Genomic DNA, 14,655 nt, shown 5'->3' on the forward strand with positions numbered 1-14,655 from the left:
AAGTAACCTAACGTTAGTCTACATGGAGAAGCATTCTCCGGCCTTCCGAAAGTCGGCATGTCAGCCAGAACAGCCTTGAACACACCCTGGACAGGTCGGTTTGCGGTCGCCGTCGCGGCCAAGGTCGAAACGCGTGGCTCCGGCAGCGTTCGGTCAGCCTCGCTCGCGATCGCTTGCCGTCTCACTGATCCGCAACACACGGCAAAGCCATCTCCGGCAGGCGGTCCCAATGCATCATGAGTTCGCCCCGAGTGTCGATTTCCTCAGCGGGGGCGGTGAGATGGGTGCGCTCATGCGGGCTCACGACTGGTCCACGTCGCCTCTCGGCCCTCCGGAAGGCTGGCCGCAGAGCCTGCGAACCGTCGTGAGCCTGATGCTCACCTCCAAGTTTCCCATGTTCATCGCCTGGGGCCCCCGGCTGGCCTTCCTGTACAATGACGGGTACCGGCCCATCTTCGGCGCAAAGCACCCCCACGCCCTCGGACTGCCCTTCAAGGAGGTCTGGTCGGAGATCTGGTCCGATATCGAACCCCTGGTGACGAATGCGCTGGCCGGAGAAGCCACCTATCACGAGGACATGCACCTCGTGATGGAGCGCAACGGCTATCCGGAAGATACCTGGTACACGTTCTCCTACTCGCCCGTCCGCGACGAGACGGGCGGCATCGGCGGCATGTTCTGCGCCTGCACGGAGACCACGCAGGAGGTGAAATCCCGGGCGGCCCTGAAAGCGGAGCAGGACCGGCTTCGCGAATTCTTCAAGCAGGCCCCGGGTTTCATGGCGATGCTGAGCGGGCGCGATCACGTGTTCGAGCTGGCGAACGATGCCTACCTTCAGCTCATCGGCCACCGTCGCGACGTTCTGGGAAAACCCGTCAGGGACGTCCTGCCCGAGGTCGAGGGCCAGGGCTTCTTCGAGCTGCTCGACAAAGTCTACACGACAGGCAAGCCCTTTGTCGGACGCAGTCTCCGGGTCAGGCTTCAGCGGGAGCCGGGGAGCCGCGTCGAGGATCGCTTCGTCGATCTCGTCTACCAGCCGATCACGGACAGCACGAACAAGGTCACCGGCATCTTCGCCGAGGGCTACGACGTCACGGAGCGTGTCCAGGCGGAGGAGAGCCTGCGCGAGAGCGAAGCACGATTCCGCAATCTCGCCGACAATGCTCCCGTCATGGTCTGGGTCACGGAGCCGGACGGACGGTGCTCCTACCTGTCCCGCTCCTGGTGCGAGTTCACCGGGCAGACCCCGGAGACCGGCCTGGGCTTCGGCTGGCTGGACGCCGTCCATCCGGAGGATCGCGATTGGTCGGGCAGGGTGTTCCGGGAGGCCAATGCCAAGCGCGAGGCATTCCGCCTGGAGTACCGGCTGCGCCGCGTGGACGGGACCTACCGGTGGGCCATCGATGCGGCCGCGCCGCGCTTCGGTGAGGACGGCGCCTTCCTCGGCTATGTCGGCTCCGTGCTCGACATCACCGACCGCAAGCAGGTCGAGGAGCACCGCGAGCTTCTGATCAACGAGCTGAACCACCGGGTGAAGAACACGCTGACCATCGTCCAGTCGATGGCGGCCCAGAGCCTGCGGCAGCTGGACCACGAGAGCCGCCCCAAGTTCCAGGCGTTCGAGGATCGCCTGTTCGCCCTGGCGCGTGCTCATGACGTTCTCACGCGCGAGAACTGGGAAGGAGCGGAGCTGCGGGAAATCATCGACGAGGTGGTCGAGCCTTATCTTCGGCAGAAGACGAGCCATTTCGACATCCAGGGGCCCCGCGTCCGCCTCATCCCGAGAACGGCTCTCGCCATCGCGATGGCCATCCACGAACTTGCGACGAACGCCGCGAAATACGGCGCGCTCTCCGTCCCGTCGGGTTGCGTCGTCATCACCTGGACGCTCACGCCGGGCGCCGCACCGCGCCTGGTATTGAGATGGCGGGAACACAATGGCCCACCCGTGACCGCGCCGACCCGCAGGGGATTCGGCACGCGGCTGATCGAGCGAAGCCTGTCGACCGATCTCGGCGGCGACGTTCAGTTGATCTACGACCCGTCAGGCGTCGTGTGCGTGATGAGTGTGCCGCTGAGTGAAGCGAGCGATGCGCAGGAACACGCTTCATCGCATTGAGCGAATGCCTGAACCTCCTTTCACCGCCTCAGTTTTCAAGTGAATGGGCCGATCCGGACAAAGGTGGGTGATCGAAAATTTCCGACTTCTGCTTCAGATGATGAAGAAGTGGTCGAACCTGAGGGACGCTCCCTTCGTGACCTGGGCAAACTCAATAGCCGCTTTCGACCCGGATCCATCGGGATCATAGGACAATACACCGGTCTTCTTGTTGTAGACGATGTAGTCGTCCTTATCCTTGGCCTTGTCGCCGACGGTAAAGAATTTCTTGTTCAGCTTCTTCGGGTTCGTTTCCGAAGCCTTCTTGCCGAGCAGCTTCAGGTCTTTGTTATTGAAGATCTTGTCGTCGAGCCAAATCGAATCCAGCGCGACTTTGAAATCCGTGATCTTGTCGAAATTGACCTTCCGGTCCGTTGTCGCGGTGCCGAGCTTCGTATTGAACACGAAGGCATCCTTGCCGCCATTGCCCGTCAAGATGTCGTTCCCGAGGCCGCCAAAGAGGAAGTCTCTTTCCGCGCCGCCAACGAGCCTGTCTTTTCCCGCCGTTCCTCGAATGACGTTCTCAAGGACATTGACGATCGAGATCGTGAAGGTGGCCGGCAAACCGTCCTGCTCGCCGTCATTGGCGACGACCGTGACGCGATGCTTTGTCGCCACCTCGAAGTCTATCGGAACAAGCCCCGAAACGACGATCTGATCGTCCACGACGCTGAAGCGGCCGCCCGCGTCGTCGGTCAGCCGGTAATGTACGGCATCGCCGTTGGCATCCGTTGCCTTGAGGGTTCCGACGACCGTTCCCGCGATAGCGTTCTCGACGATCGATGCATTGCTGAGAGTAGGCTCGGTCGGAGTCCAGTTCGTCTCGGCCGTCACATTGAAGACCGTTGTCCCCGATTTGCGCCCTCCCTGATCGAGGGCCGTAATCGCAACTGTCACGTTCTTGTAATGGACAAAATCACCCGGCGTATAGGCGAGGTCGCGGACGAATTCGGAGACGATATCCGGCGCCGTGGACGAGTGGAACGAAATTCTGGCAGTCGTGTCGTAGCTGCTAGAGCTAATAGAGCCGATGATGGAGCCTTTGTAGAGCAGCGTCTGGCTGGGATAGTTATTATTCAAGATCTGGAAATTGCTGCCGAGCTTGAAATGGCTCATGGGGAAAAGGTAGCCGCTGTTCGACAGTGCAATGTCGAGAAACGCTACGAAACCCTTGTCGTCCGACAGAACGGCATCGGCTTCAGGATCCAGGCGGACGATTTGACCTTGCCTGACATGAAGCTGGCCGCCGCTGAGATTGGAGAGCGTCGGTGCCGCATCCGTCCAGACGTTCGCACCTTGGACGATCTTGTCGAAGCCTTGCCGATGAAGGGCGTCCCGGGCAGCCTGAGTGGCGACTGGACCATCGAGGACGATCGTCTCTCCTTGGCTCTGAAAGGCGTCGATTTTCAGAGCGAGAGGCAGGCTCGCGACGGTCACCGTTGCATTGTCGCTCGCGAGAGAGAGATAACGGATCTTATCGAACGTCTTGCCCCGGAGATCGATGGCGCTGCCCGTCAGATAGACGCTCGTGTAGTCATATGAACTGCCGATGAACGAGATATCCGCGAGCTGCTCCCCGGAGATCCTGATGCTCGTATACCGGCCGATTCCCGCTTCGATCAGGATCTGTGAGAACCCGGACAAGAGCACGTAGTCGAAATCGAAGGCGCCGCCCCCGACGAGCACGAGGGTATCCGTTCCGGTTCCTTCAAACGCCCGACCAGGAAAATTCGCTGCCGTGACTTCGAACCGCGCCATAAGAGTCCTATCCGCCGAACATACTCATCTGACGCAACGTAATTCAACCAGAACGGGAATGTAAACTAGGACTTTAAGCCAGGGTGGCCACCCCGCCGTCGGGCATCAGCGGGCGAAGGCCCGCGACGCAAGGCGTGCTCCGCAAGGCGGAGAGGTGAGGGCCGCTCAACACCCTCCACACCATGCCACCAACGTTCTCCGACACCTCGCCGTCATGGTCGGGCTTGGCCCGACCGTCCCGCTTGTCTGAAGCGCAGCAACTCTCCCATCTGAATCACCGGCACCGGTCCCCGGATCAAGTCCGGTGAGGTGACGACGTGGCGGGTGAGGGCAGACTCAGAGAAGATGCTTCTCTTTTCTACAGCCCCAGCTTCTTCTTGCGCTGGGCCAGGGTGCGCAGGCGAAGCGCGTTGAGTTTGATGAAGCCGGCGGCGTCGCGGTGGTCGTAGGCGACGGCGCCTTCCTCGAAGGTGACGAGGTCCTGGTCGTAGAGCGTGTAGGGGCTCTCGCGGCCGATGAGGTGGACGCCGCCCTTGTAGAGCTTCAGGGTCACCTCGCCGGTGACGAATTCCTGGGACTTGTCGATCATGGCCTGGAGCATCTCGCGCTCGGGCGAGAACCAGAAGCCGTTATAGATGAGCTCCGCGTATTTCGGCATCAGCTCGTCCTTCAGGTGCGCGGCGCCGCGGTCGAGGGTGATCGACTCGATGCCGCGATGGGCGAGGTGAAGGATCGTGCCGCCGGGGGTCTCGTACATGCCGCGGCTCTTCATGCCGACGAAGCGGTTTTCCACGAGGTCGAGGCGGCCGATGCCGTTGATACGCCCAAGCTCGTTGAGCTTCGCCAGCAGGTCGGCGGGGCCGAGCTTCTTGCCGTCGATGGCGACCGGGTCGCCCTTCTCGAAGGCGATCTTGATCACCGTCGGCTTGTCGGGCGCGCTCTCCGGGCCGTCGGTGCGGGAATAGACGTAATCCGGCACTTCCATGGCCGGATCCTCCAGCACCTTGCCCTCGGAGGAGGCGTGCAGCAGGTTGGCGTCGACGGAGAACGGCGCCTCGCCGCGCTTGTCCTTGGCGATCGGAATCTGGTGCTGCTCGGCGAAGGCGATGAGCTGCTCGCGGGAGCGCAGGTCCCATTCGCGCCAGGGGGCGATCACGGTCACGTCGGGCTTCAGGGCGTAATAGGCGAGCTCGAAGCGCACCTGGTCGTTGCCCTTGCCGGTGGCCCCGTGGGCGACCGCGTCGGCGCCCACCTTCTCGGCGATCTCGATCTGCTTCTTGGCGATCAGCGGCCGGGCGATGGAGGTGCCGAGCAGGTACAGGCCCTCGTATTGCGCATTGGCGCGGAACATCGGGAACACGTAGTCGCGCACGAACTCGTCGCGCAGGTCCTCGATGAAGATGTTCTCCGGCTTGATGCCGAGAAGCTCGGCCTTCTTGCGCGCCGGCTCCAGCTCCTCGCCCTGGCCGAGATCGGCCGTGAAGGTCACGACCTCGCAGCCATAGGTGGTCTGCAGCCACTTGAGGATGATGGAGGTGTCGAGGCCGCCGGAATAGGCGAGCACGACCTTGTTCACGCGCTTCTCAGCCATAGCAAGGGTTCCGTTGATAAGGGTACCTGCGACTTAAAACGGAAGCGCCATGGGCGCAACGGGCATTTGATCGACCCGACATGCCGCCTCTGCATTCCTGGCAGGAAAACCAGGGCCTGTCATAACTTAGTGGAATGCGGTAGGCCTCTGCGAGGGGTATGAAGCGGCTCGCAGAAGGCAGGAATCGTCCTGTCGCCGAGGGCCGGCAGCGAGAGACGCTCATGATCCGCCAGCCGAACCTCGAATTCTGGTACGAATTCGCCTCCACCTATTCCTATCTCGCCGCCATGCGCATCGAGAAGGCCGCTGCGGAGGCAGGCGTCGTGCTCCTGTGGCGGCCGTTCCTGCTCGGGCCGGTCTTCAAAGCGCAAGGCATGGAGACCTCGCCCTTCGCGCTCTTTCCCGTCAAGGGACGCTACATGTGGCGTGACATGGAGCGGGAGGCGGCCCGGCTCGGGCTGCCCTTCTACCGGCCCAAGACCTTTCCGCAGAATGGGCTCCTGGCGGCGCGCATCGCGCTCATCGGCGTCGAGCCCGGCTGGACCCCGGCCTTCACGAAGGCCGTCTACACGGCCGAGTTCGGCGAGGGCCGCGACATCGCCGACCCGGCGGTGCTGGCCTTGATCCTGACCGGAATGGGGCTCGAGGCCGAGGCCGTTCTCGCGGAGGCGCAAGGGGAGGCCAACAAGACCCGCCTGCGCCGGATGGGCGACGAGGTCCAGTCTCGGGGTGTTTTCGGGGCGCCGACCTTCTTCACGGAGGACGGGGAGATGTTCTGGGGCAACGACCGCCTCGAACAGGCGCTCAGTTGGGCGGTCGCCCAGGCCCGGCGCTCGGACTGGCCTGTTTGACCCAAGGAAGTTTGACCCAAGGGCGGGGCGGGACTATGTCTGGTTCAAATCCATAAGGCCGCAGCCAGACGCCAAGAGCTGCCGCCCCCTTCCGACAATCCTTCCATTCTCTTTGCAAAGCCGCGCGCTCCCTCGGTTCGGAGAGCGTGCCCCCGTTGGAAAACGAGTCGCATGATGTTGATGAAGAACAGCGCCGCCGACCAGAAAGGCCGCCTTAAGTCGATCCTCGGCGGATCGGCCGGCAATATGGTCGAGTGGTACGACTGGTACGTCTATTCCGCCTTCACTCTCTATTTCGCCCCGATCTTCTTTCCCAAGGGCGACCAGACCGCCCAGCTCCTGAACGCCGCCGCCGTCTTCGCGGTCGGCTTCCTCATGCGCCCCATCGGCGCCTGGATCATGGGCATCTATGCGGACCGCAAGGGCCGCAAGGCCGGCCTGACCCTGTCCGTGACGCTCATGTGCACGGGCTCGCTCATGATCGCCGTCACGCCGGGCTATGACAGCATCGGCGTGTTCGCTCCCGTCATCCTCGTCCTGGCGCGCCTGCTCCAGGGCATCAGCGTCGGCGGCGAATACGGCGCCAGCGCCACTTACTTGAGCGAGATGGCCGGGAAGAGCCGCCGCGGCTTCTTCTCGAGCTTCCAGTACGTGACCTTGATCTCCGGCCAGCTCCTGGCGCTGGCCGTGCTGCTGGTCCTGCAGCAGGTCATGTCCGAGCAGAACCTCGAAGCCTGGGGCTGGCGTATTCCATTCGCCATCGGGGGCGTGCTCGCGGTGATCGTGTTCTACCTCCGCCGCGGCCTCGCCGAGACGGAATCCTACAAGAACGCGCAGGGCACCCAGACCAAGGACGCGAAGGCGCCCCGCTCCAGCGGCATGGCGCTCTTCACCCAGCACCCCCGCGAGGCCTTCACGGTGATCGCGCTGACCGCCGGCGGGACGCTCGCCTTCTACGCCTACACCACCTACCTGCAGAAGTTCCTGGTCAACACCTCGGGCTTCTCCCGCGAGGCGGCGAGCCAGATCACGGCGGCGGCCCTGTTCGTGTTCATGGTGCTCCAGCCGGCGGCCGGCGCCCTGTCCGACAGGATCGGCCGCAAGCCCCTGATGGTGGGCTTCGGCGTTCTCGGCGTGCTGTTCACCTACCTGATCTTCTCGACGCTCGCCGGCACGAAGGACCCTTACATGGCCTTCGCCCTGTGCCTCGCGGCGCTCGTGATCGTCACCGGCTACACGTCGATCAACGCCGTGGTGAAGGCCGAGATGTTCCCGGCCCACATCCGGGCGCTCGGCGTGGCCCTGCCTTACGCCATCGCCAACACGGTCTTCGGCGGCACCGCCGAATACGTGGCGCTCTGGTTCAAGCAGGCCGGGATGGAATACGGCTTCTTCTGGTACGTGACCGTCATGGTCGGCCTGTCCCTCATCGTCTACCTGCGCATGAAGGACACCCGCCAGCACAGCCTGATCCACGAGGATTAAAGATCCTTCGAGCCTCCCCGGTTGGGTTCGGGGAGGCTCAAATCCTTGAAAGCCTTGTGATCCGGGGCCATTTGGGATATTAGAACCCCCATCCGACAAGGCATTGACGGTTAACGTTGCGTAAGGGTGCGTCTGACGCGCCCTTGTGGCGTCCCGGTAAGTCCTTGCGGTAAAAGCGTTTCCATCCGTCGATGATACGCCGGCCCGCTTAGATAGAGCGGCATGCCTCGGACATGGCCCTAGAAGGGGCGTCCTCAGGCAGCGGCGGCTGGAAACGGCCCGTAAACACGAGCCGCCGGCGTTGCCCCTTTAAACGAGGGCCATTCAGGAGAACCTATGTCTGCAGCTTTGCAACAGCCGAGCCGTGAAGATTTCGCGGCCCTGCTCGAAGAATCCTTCCGCACCTCCGAGATCAGCGAAGGCTCGGTCGTGAAGGGCAAGGTGGTCGCGATCGAAAAGGACGTCGCGGTCATCGATATCGGCGCCAAGACCGAAGGTCGCGTCGCCCTGAAAGAATTTGCCGGCCCGAACCGCGACCAGACGGTCAATGTCGGTGACGAGGTCGAGGTCTATGTCGAGCGCATCGAGAATGCGCTGGGCGAGGCCGTCATCTCCCGTGACAAGGCCCGCCGCGAAGAGTCGTGGGTGAAGCTCGAGAAGGCCTTCGAGGCCGGCGAGCGCGTCAACGGCACGATCTTCAACCAGGTGAAGGGCGGCTACACGGTCGACCTCGACGGCGCCGTGGCGTTCCTGCCCCGCTCGCAGGTCGACATCCGCCCGGTCCGCGACGTCACCCCGCTCATGGGCGTGGCTCAGCCGTTCCAGATCCTCAAGATGGACCGCCGCCGCGGCAACATCGTCGTGTCGCGCCGCACGGTTCTCGAAGAGAGCCGCGCCGAGCAGCGTTCCGAGCTCGTGGCCAACCTCGAAGAGGGTCAGGTCATCGACGGCGTGGTCAAGAACATCACCGAGTACGGTGCGTTCGTTGATCTCGGCGGCATCGACGGCCTGCTCCACGTCACCGACATGGCATGGCGCCGCGTCAACCATCCGTCCGAGGTCGTAACCATCGGCCAGACGGTGAAGGTGAAGATCATCAAGATCAACCACGAGACGCACCGCATCTCGCTGGGCATCAAGCAGCTGCTGGCCGATCCGTGGGAGGGCATCGCCGCCCGTTACCCCGTCGGCGCCAAGCTGAAGGGCCGCGTCACGAACATCACCGATTACGGTGCGTTCGTGGAGCTGGAGCCGGGCATCGAAGGCCTGATCCACGTGTCCGAGATGTCCTGGACGAAGAAGAACGTCCACCCCGGCAAGATCATCTCCACCTCGCAGGAGGTTGAGGTCGTGATCCTCGAGGTCGACCAGGTGAAGCGCCGCATCTCGCTCGGCCTGAAGCAGACGCTCCAGAACCCGTGGGAAGCCTTCGCCGAGAAGCACCCTGTCGGGTCCGAAGTCGAAGGCGAGGTCAAGAACAAGACCGAGTTCGGTCTGTTCATCGGTCTCGAGAACGACGTCGACGGCATGGTCCACCTCTCGGACCTCGACTGGAACCGTCCGGGCGAGCAGGTCATCGACGACTTCAAGAAGGGCGACGTCGTGCGCGCTCAGGTTCTCGACGTGGACGTCGAGAAGGAGCGTATCTCCCTCGGCATCAAGCAGCTTGCGGGCGATCCCTTCGCCGAAGCCGGCGAGATCAAGAAGGGCCAGATCGTCACCTGCGAGGTTCTCGAGGTGAAGGACGGCGGCCTGGAGGTGAAGATCGTCGACACCGACCTCTCCACCTTCATCAAGCGCAACGAGCTCGCTCGTGACCGCGCCGACCAGCGCCCCGAGCGCTTCGCCGCCGGCGAGAAGCTCGATGCCCGCGTCACGCAGTTCGACCGCAAGGCCCGTCGCGTCACCGTCTCCATCAAGGCCCTCGAGGTCGCTGAGGAGAAGGAGGCCATGGCTCAGTACGGCTCCGCCGATTCGGGTGCTTCGCTCGGCGACATCCTGGGCGCTGCCCTGAAGGCCAAGGACAAGAAGTAATCAGGTTCTCGAGATTCGAGAATCCGATGGATCCCCGGGCTCCGGCCCGGGGATTTTTTTGTTCGGCGCATCGCGCGGAAAAGTGGACCCGGTCTTCGAGATCTCTCCAGCAAAGCCAGCCGAGTGTCAGCTTTGGAGCATCACGAGCTCCACCCGATCCGCCAGAAACTTGGTTCTGATGAACTGTATCGGCTGCCCTTCAAGGTCGACGTCGATCGCCTTGCTGATCAGGACGACCGCATCGGATGCGCAGCTCATCAGCTCGGCGTCCTTGGCCGAAACGCGCTCCGCTGTCAGGCGGGTCTCCCGGCGGCGATAGTCGACAATCCCTTCGCGCCGCAAGGCTTCGGTGATCGAACCCGTTTCGGCATAGGCGTCGACGATCCCGGGAAAACGCTCAGCCGAAAAGTACGATGTCGAGCGCGAGAGCGGAACGCCGTTCGCCACCGAGAGGCTGTCAAGACGGTGAAGCCGAGTGCCGACGCGGCACTCAAGCAGGGGCGCTAACACCGAATCCGACACAACGTAGTCGGACTTGATGAGCCGCCCCGAGGGCTCCAGCGATTGCTTCAGCATGTTCTCGGAAAAGCGGGTCCGCGACCCGATGGGATAAACGATGCGTTGCGGCTTGCTGTTCACGAACGTGCCGCGCCCACGCTCCACGCGCAGCAATCCGTCTGCGGTCAGAGCCGCGATGGCACGACGGATCGTATGGCGATTGACGCCGTAACGCGCCGCCAGCTCAAATTCGGAGGGGAGAGCGTCAGAGATAACGCCGTCATCGATATTCGTACGGATGTCGTCCGCCACCCGCCGCCAGCGTGTGACGCCGTCTATATTGGGCTTCATCGGCACCGCCTTTCGCAAAACGTCATCAGGTTGTCACGGTCGACACGCTAGAACACGAACATGAATGGTTGTCTAGACTTTTAGACAAGTGAGCCACCGAATGCACTCTCCTCATGAAGCCCGAAAGCGGAGGCTGGAGGCCCTGGCCTCCGGCAACCCGGCCCATCTCGCGCAGCGATATGCCAAGCTGGAACCGTCCGCCCCTGCGGCGACACCCATCCGTGGCCCTGAAATCGGTACGGTCATGCTCCGGGGCCGAGCGGGCGGCGGCGGCGCCATCTTCAATCTCGGCGAAGCCACGGTGACACGAGCGACAGTGAAGCTCGTCACAGGCGAGATCGGTCATGCGATCGTCCTCGGCCGCGAACCGCGGATGGCGAGCATCGTCGCGCATCTCGATGCGCTTTCGCAGCTTCCGAACTGGGTCCAGGTGATCGAAGCCGACTTCGTTTCGCCGGCGCTGGCGGAACAGGACGCCGCGCGGGCACGGCAGGCTGAGGAGACGGAGGCCACGCGCGTCGACTTCTTCACCATGGTTCGGGGAGAGGATTGATGGCTGGCATTACCCTGTTGGATGGCGGGTTCACTGCTCCGGTCTATCAATCGCAGGCCGCATTCCGCCTCGTGATGGACGCGATGGCGCATCCTGGCCGCATCGTCGATTTGGGTCAGCCGGTTCATGCGCCTGCGCCGCTGGAGCCTGCGGCCGCGATCGTGCTGGCAACGCTCGCCGATTACGACACCCCGGTCTGGTTTGAAGACAAGGGCGTGGATGCAGCTGCGTCGTGGCTGACGTTCCATACGGGCGCGACGGTCGCGTCCGATCCATCCGACGCAAGCTTTGCGGTTCTCGCCAAGCATAGTCCGGTCGAGGGCTGGCTGAAATTCGCCATGGGCTCGGCCTCTTACCCGGACCGATCTGCGACACTGCTTCTGCCGGTGGCAAGCCTGCGCGACGGCACGCCGCTGACGATCCGTGGCCCCGGCATCGAGACCACGGCCACGATCGCACCACGCGGTCTGCCCGACGGGTTCACCCAAACAATGGCGATCAATGCGGCCCGCTACCCGCTGGGCTTCGACCTGCTCCTGGTCTGCGGCAGCGAATTGACCGCGCTGCCGCGTACCACCCGCCTTGTGGAGGCTTGAGCCATGTATGTCGCGGTAAAAGGTGGAGAGGCGGCGATCTCGAATGCGCATCGCCTCATGGCCGACCGTCGGCGGGGTGACCGCGATGTGCCGGCACTCTCCGTCGAGCAGATCGTCAACCAATTGTCCCTTGGCGTCGATCGTGTGATGGGCGAGGGTTCCCTATACGATCCCGAACTCGCGGCGATGGCCGTGCGCCAGGCGCGCGGCGATCTGATCGAAGCCATCTTCCTCCTGCGCGCTTATCGAACCACGCTGCCGCGGTTCGGCAATGCGTGCCCCATCGACACGAACAGGATGCGCATTGAACGCCGGGTTTCGGCGACCTTCAAGGACATCCCGGGCGGCCAGCTGCTGGGACCGACCTTCGACTACACGCACCGCCTGATCGACCCGTCCATGGCCAGTGACGAAGCTGTCGCGGATCCCGTCAAGCGGGAGCGCCGGGCGGATGAGAGCTGCCCGCGCGTGACCGATCTTCTCGATGGTCGAGGGCTGATCGAGGCTGATGTCCCGAGCAACGATGAACCGGGCGACCTGACGCGCGAGGCGATTGCCTATCCGGTCGGACGCGACATCCGCCTGCAGGCCCTGGCACGCGGCGACGAGGGCTTCCTGCTCGCCCTCGGCTATTCGACGCAGCGCGGCTACGGTCGAACCCACCCGTTCGTCGGTGAGATCCGGATCGGCATGGTCGATATCGAGGTGGAGGTGCCCGAGCTCGGCTTTGCCGTGTGCATCGGCGCGATCCGGGTCACCGAATGCCAGATGGTGTCGCAGTTCAAGGGAAGCGCCGATACGCCGCCCCGGTTCACGCGGGGTTATGGGCTGGTCTTCGGGCAATCCGAGCGCAAGGCGATGGCCATGAGTCTCGTTGACCGCGCGCTGAGAGCCGATGAGTTCAACGAGCAACGGCTGGCTCCGGCGCAGGACGAGGAATTCGTGCTGGAGCATTGCGACAACGTGCAGGCCACAGGCTTCGTGGAGCACCTGAAGCTTCCCCATTATGTCGATTTCCAAGCAGAGCTCGACTTGCTGCGAACCCTGCGCCGCGAGGCCGAAACGGCGAGTGTCGACACACCCATGAGCGAGGCAGCAGAATGAAGAATACCTCCCTGCCTGCATATAACTTCGCCTATCTCGACGAGCAGACGAAGCGCATGATCCGGCGTGCGATCCTGAAGGCAATTGCGATCCCCGGATACCAGGTGCCGTTCGCCTCCCGCGAGATGCCCATGCCTTATGGCTGGGGCACAGGCGGAGTGCAGGTCACCGCATCGATCCTCGGCCCGGACGATGTGCTCAAGGTCATCGATCAGGGCGCCGACGATACCACCAATGCGGTGTCGATCCGGGCATTCTTCGCCAAGGTCGCGAATGTTGCTACGACGACGCGGACGGCAGACGCAACGATCATCCAGACCCGCCACCGCATTCCCGAGACTCCCCTAACCCAGGGCCAGATCATCGTCTATCAGGTGCCGATCCCCGAGCCTCTCCGCTTCCTCGAGCCGCGTGAGACGGAAACCCGCGTGATGCATGCGCTGGAAGAGTATGGCCTCGTGCATGTCAAGCTCTACGAGGATATTGCGCAGCATGGCCACATCGCCACGACCTACGCCTATCCCGTAAAGGTCGAGGGCCGCTATGTCATGGATCCGTCGCCGATCCCCAAGTTCGACAATCCGAAAATGCACCGCTCGCCCGCGCTGCAGCTTTTTGGCGCCGGCCGTGAAAAGCGGATCTACGCGCTGCCGCCCTTCACCGATGTGGTCAGCCTCGACTTCGAGGACCACCCATTCACCGTCCAGCGCTTCGAATCCCGTTGCGCGCTGTGCGATGCGCAGGACGTGTACATGGACGAGGTCATCACCGACGACCGGGGCGGGCGTATGTTCGTTTGCTCCGACACGGATCATTGCGAAACCCGCCGGTCCGACGGGTGCCAGGGAGCAGGCTTGCCGCAGCACAGCGCGGCGAAGGCCGGCCGGGAGGCTTCAGAATGAACAGCGAACCGATCCTCTCCGTCCGCAAGCTGGAAAAGCGCTACGGCAATTTCATCGGATGCACCGACGTCTCCTTCGACGTCTGGCCGGGCGAGGTTGTCGCAATCGTCGGTGAGTCCGGCTCCGGCAAGACGACCCTGCTCAACTGCATTTCAACGCGCCTGGAGCGGAGTAGCGGCGAAATTCGCTACCGGACGCGCGACCGGCGGTTCCCGGACCTCGCGGATCTGAGCGAAGCCGAGCTCCGCTTCCTCATGCGGACGGACTGGGGGTTCGTGCATCAGAACCCGGCAGACGGGTTGCGGATGCGCGTATCGGCGGGCGCCAACGTCGGCGAAAGGCTGATGGCGATCGGCGAGCGCACCTATGGCGAGATCCGGCGTCGGGCGGGCGACTGGTTGGAGCGCGTCGAGATCGCGGTCTCCCGCATCGACGACATGCCGGTCTCATTCTCGGGCGGTATGCGGCAGCGCCTGCAGATTGCGCGCAACCTCGTCACCCACCCTCGCCTGATCTTCATGGATGAGCCGACCGGGGGTCTCGACGTCTCGGTCCAAGCGCGGGTTCTCGACCTGCTGCGGATGCTGGTCTCGGATCTGGGCCTGTCGGTGATCATCGTGACCCATGATCTGGCCGTCGCCCGCCTCCTGTCGCAACGCATGATCGTCATGAAGAGCGGGAGGATCGTCGAGCAGGGACTGACCGATCGCGTGATGGACGACCCAAACCATCCCTACACCCAGCTTCTCGTCGCCTCAATCCTGGAGAACTGAA

At 63.3% G+C, this 14,655-nt stretch carries 12 protein-coding genes; 9 read left to right on the plus strand and 3 right to left on the minus strand.

Annotated features, from left to right (window positions below; genetic code table 11):
- Positions 1–229: 229 nt before the first annotated feature.
- Positions 230–2,119 carry a PAS domain-containing sensor histidine kinase gene (locus H0S73_RS04435; protein ID WP_181051025.1) on the plus strand — a complete coding sequence of 630 codons (1,890 nt, stop codon included), beginning with the start codon at positions 230–232 and terminating at the stop codon, positions 2,117–2,119.
- A 93-nt stretch (positions 2,120–2,212) separates the two neighbouring features.
- On the opposite strand, the gene H0S73_RS04440 is transcribed toward H0S73_RS04435, so the two are convergent.
- Together H0S73_RS04440 and H0S73_RS04445 are read right to left on the minus strand one after the other, a co-directional pair.
- Positions 2,213–3,916 carry a cadherin domain-containing protein gene (locus H0S73_RS04440; RefSeq protein WP_181051026.1) on the minus strand — a complete coding sequence of 568 codons (1,704 nt, stop codon included), beginning with the start codon at positions 3,914–3,916 and terminating at the stop codon, positions 2,213–2,215.
- Between the two features lie 358 nt (positions 3,917–4,274).
- Complete coding sequence (locus H0S73_RS04445) at positions 4,275–5,507, minus strand: argininosuccinate synthase (RefSeq protein WP_181051027.1); 1,233 nt, start codon at positions 5,505–5,507, stop codon at positions 4,275–4,277.
- A gap of 221 nt (positions 5,508–5,728) precedes the next feature.
- Between H0S73_RS04445 and H0S73_RS04450 the strand changes: the two genes are divergently transcribed.
- The 3 genes from H0S73_RS04450 to rpsA all read left to right on the plus strand — a co-directional run bounded on the left by H0S73_RS04450 (position 5,729) and on the right by rpsA (position 9,877).
- Positions 5,729–6,358, plus strand: a complete 630-nt coding sequence (locus H0S73_RS04450) for a 2-hydroxychromene-2-carboxylate isomerase (protein WP_181051028.1) — start codon at positions 5,729–5,731, stop codon at positions 6,356–6,358.
- A 174-nt stretch (positions 6,359–6,532) separates the two neighbouring features.
- Positions 6,533–7,843: an MFS transporter gene (locus tag H0S73_RS04455; protein WP_181054236.1), complete on the plus strand. Its 1,311-nt coding sequence runs from the start codon at positions 6,533–6,535 to the stop codon at positions 7,841–7,843.
- Positions 7,844–8,179: 336 nt separating this feature from the next.
- A complete protein-coding gene (gene rpsA, locus H0S73_RS04460) occupies positions 8,180–9,877 on the plus strand; it encodes a 30S ribosomal protein S1 (RefSeq protein WP_181051029.1) in 1,698 nt (565 codons plus the stop codon).
- Positions 9,878–10,003: 126 nt separating this feature from the next.
- Here rpsA and phnF read toward each other — a convergent pair whose 3' ends face one another.
- Positions 10,004–10,726: a phosphonate metabolism transcriptional regulator PhnF gene (phnF, locus tag H0S73_RS04465; RefSeq protein ID WP_181054237.1), complete on the minus strand. Its 723-nt coding sequence runs from the start codon at positions 10,724–10,726 to the stop codon at positions 10,004–10,006.
- A gap of 100 nt (positions 10,727–10,826) precedes the next feature.
- Between phnF and phnG the strand changes: the two genes are divergently transcribed.
- From phnG to phnK, 5 genes are read left to right on the plus strand one after another with little or no spacing between them, the layout of a single operon-like run.
- Positions 10,827–11,279, plus strand: coding sequence for a phosphonate C-P lyase system protein PhnG (phnG, locus tag H0S73_RS04470; RefSeq protein ID WP_181051030.1), 453 nt, complete (start codon positions 10,827–10,829; stop codon positions 11,277–11,279).
- Positions 11,279–11,875, plus strand: coding sequence for a phosphonate C-P lyase system protein PhnH (phnH, locus tag H0S73_RS04475; protein WP_181051031.1), 597 nt, complete (start codon positions 11,279–11,281; stop codon positions 11,873–11,875). Before phnG ends, phnH begins: the two co-directional genes overlap by 1 nt.
- 3 nt (positions 11,876–11,878) lie before the next feature.
- On the plus strand, positions 11,879–12,979 hold the full coding sequence (locus tag H0S73_RS04480; RefSeq protein ID WP_181051032.1) for a carbon-phosphorus lyase complex subunit: 1,101 nt from the start codon (positions 11,879–11,881) through the stop codon (positions 12,977–12,979).
- Positions 12,976–13,881: an alpha-D-ribose 1-methylphosphonate 5-phosphate C-P-lyase PhnJ gene (locus H0S73_RS04485; RefSeq protein ID WP_181051033.1), complete on the plus strand. Its 906-nt coding sequence runs from the start codon at positions 12,976–12,978 to the stop codon at positions 13,879–13,881. Before H0S73_RS04480 ends, H0S73_RS04485 begins: the two co-directional genes overlap by 4 nt.
- Positions 13,878–14,654: a phosphonate C-P lyase system protein PhnK gene (phnK, locus tag H0S73_RS04490; RefSeq protein WP_181051034.1), complete on the plus strand. Its 777-nt coding sequence runs from the start codon at positions 13,878–13,880 to the stop codon at positions 14,652–14,654. Before H0S73_RS04485 ends, phnK begins: the two co-directional genes overlap by 4 nt.
- Position 14,655 lies beyond the last annotated feature (1 nt).

Source organism: Microvirga mediterraneensis, from assembly GCF_013520865.1.
Classification (GTDB): Bacteria; Pseudomonadota; Alphaproteobacteria; order Rhizobiales; family Beijerinckiaceae; genus Microvirga; species Microvirga mediterraneensis.

What these genes read in the sequence shown, in the direction of transcription:
- H0S73_RS04435 (WP_181051025.1), top strand. Translation starts at nt 230, where the DNA reads ATGCATCATGAGTTCGCCCCGAGTGTCGATTTCCTCAGCGGGGGCGGT.
- H0S73_RS04440 (WP_181051026.1), bottom strand. Translation starts at nt 3,916, where the DNA reads ATGGCGCGGTTCGAAGTCACGGCAGCGAATTTTCCTGGTCGGGCGTTT.
- H0S73_RS04445 (WP_181051027.1), bottom strand. Translation starts at nt 5,507, where the DNA reads ATGGCTGAGAAGCGCGTGAACAAGGTCGTGCTCGCCTATTCCGGCGGC.
- H0S73_RS04450 (WP_181051028.1), top strand. Translation starts at nt 5,729, where the DNA reads ATGATCCGCCAGCCGAACCTCGAATTCTGGTACGAATTCGCCTCCACC.
- H0S73_RS04455 (WP_181054236.1), top strand. Translation starts at nt 6,533, where the DNA reads ATGTTGATGAAGAACAGCGCCGCCGACCAGAAAGGCCGCCTTAAGTCG.
- rpsA (WP_181051029.1), top strand. Translation starts at nt 8,180, where the DNA reads ATGTCTGCAGCTTTGCAACAGCCGAGCCGTGAAGATTTCGCGGCCCTG.
- phnF (WP_181054237.1), bottom strand. Translation starts at nt 10,726, where the DNA reads ATGAAGCCCAATATAGACGGCGTCACACGCTGGCGGCGGGTGGCGGAC.
- phnG (WP_181051030.1), top strand. Translation starts at nt 10,827, where the DNA reads ATGCACTCTCCTCATGAAGCCCGAAAGCGGAGGCTGGAGGCCCTGGCC.
- phnH (WP_181051031.1), top strand. Translation starts at nt 11,279, where the DNA reads ATGGCTGGCATTACCCTGTTGGATGGCGGGTTCACTGCTCCGGTCTAT.
- H0S73_RS04480 (WP_181051032.1), top strand. Translation starts at nt 11,879, where the DNA reads ATGTATGTCGCGGTAAAAGGTGGAGAGGCGGCGATCTCGAATGCGCAT.
- H0S73_RS04485 (WP_181051033.1), top strand. Translation starts at nt 12,976, where the DNA reads ATGAAGAATACCTCCCTGCCTGCATATAACTTCGCCTATCTCGACGAG.
- phnK (WP_181051034.1), top strand. Translation starts at nt 13,878, where the DNA reads ATGAACAGCGAACCGATCCTCTCCGTCCGCAAGCTGGAAAAGCGCTAC.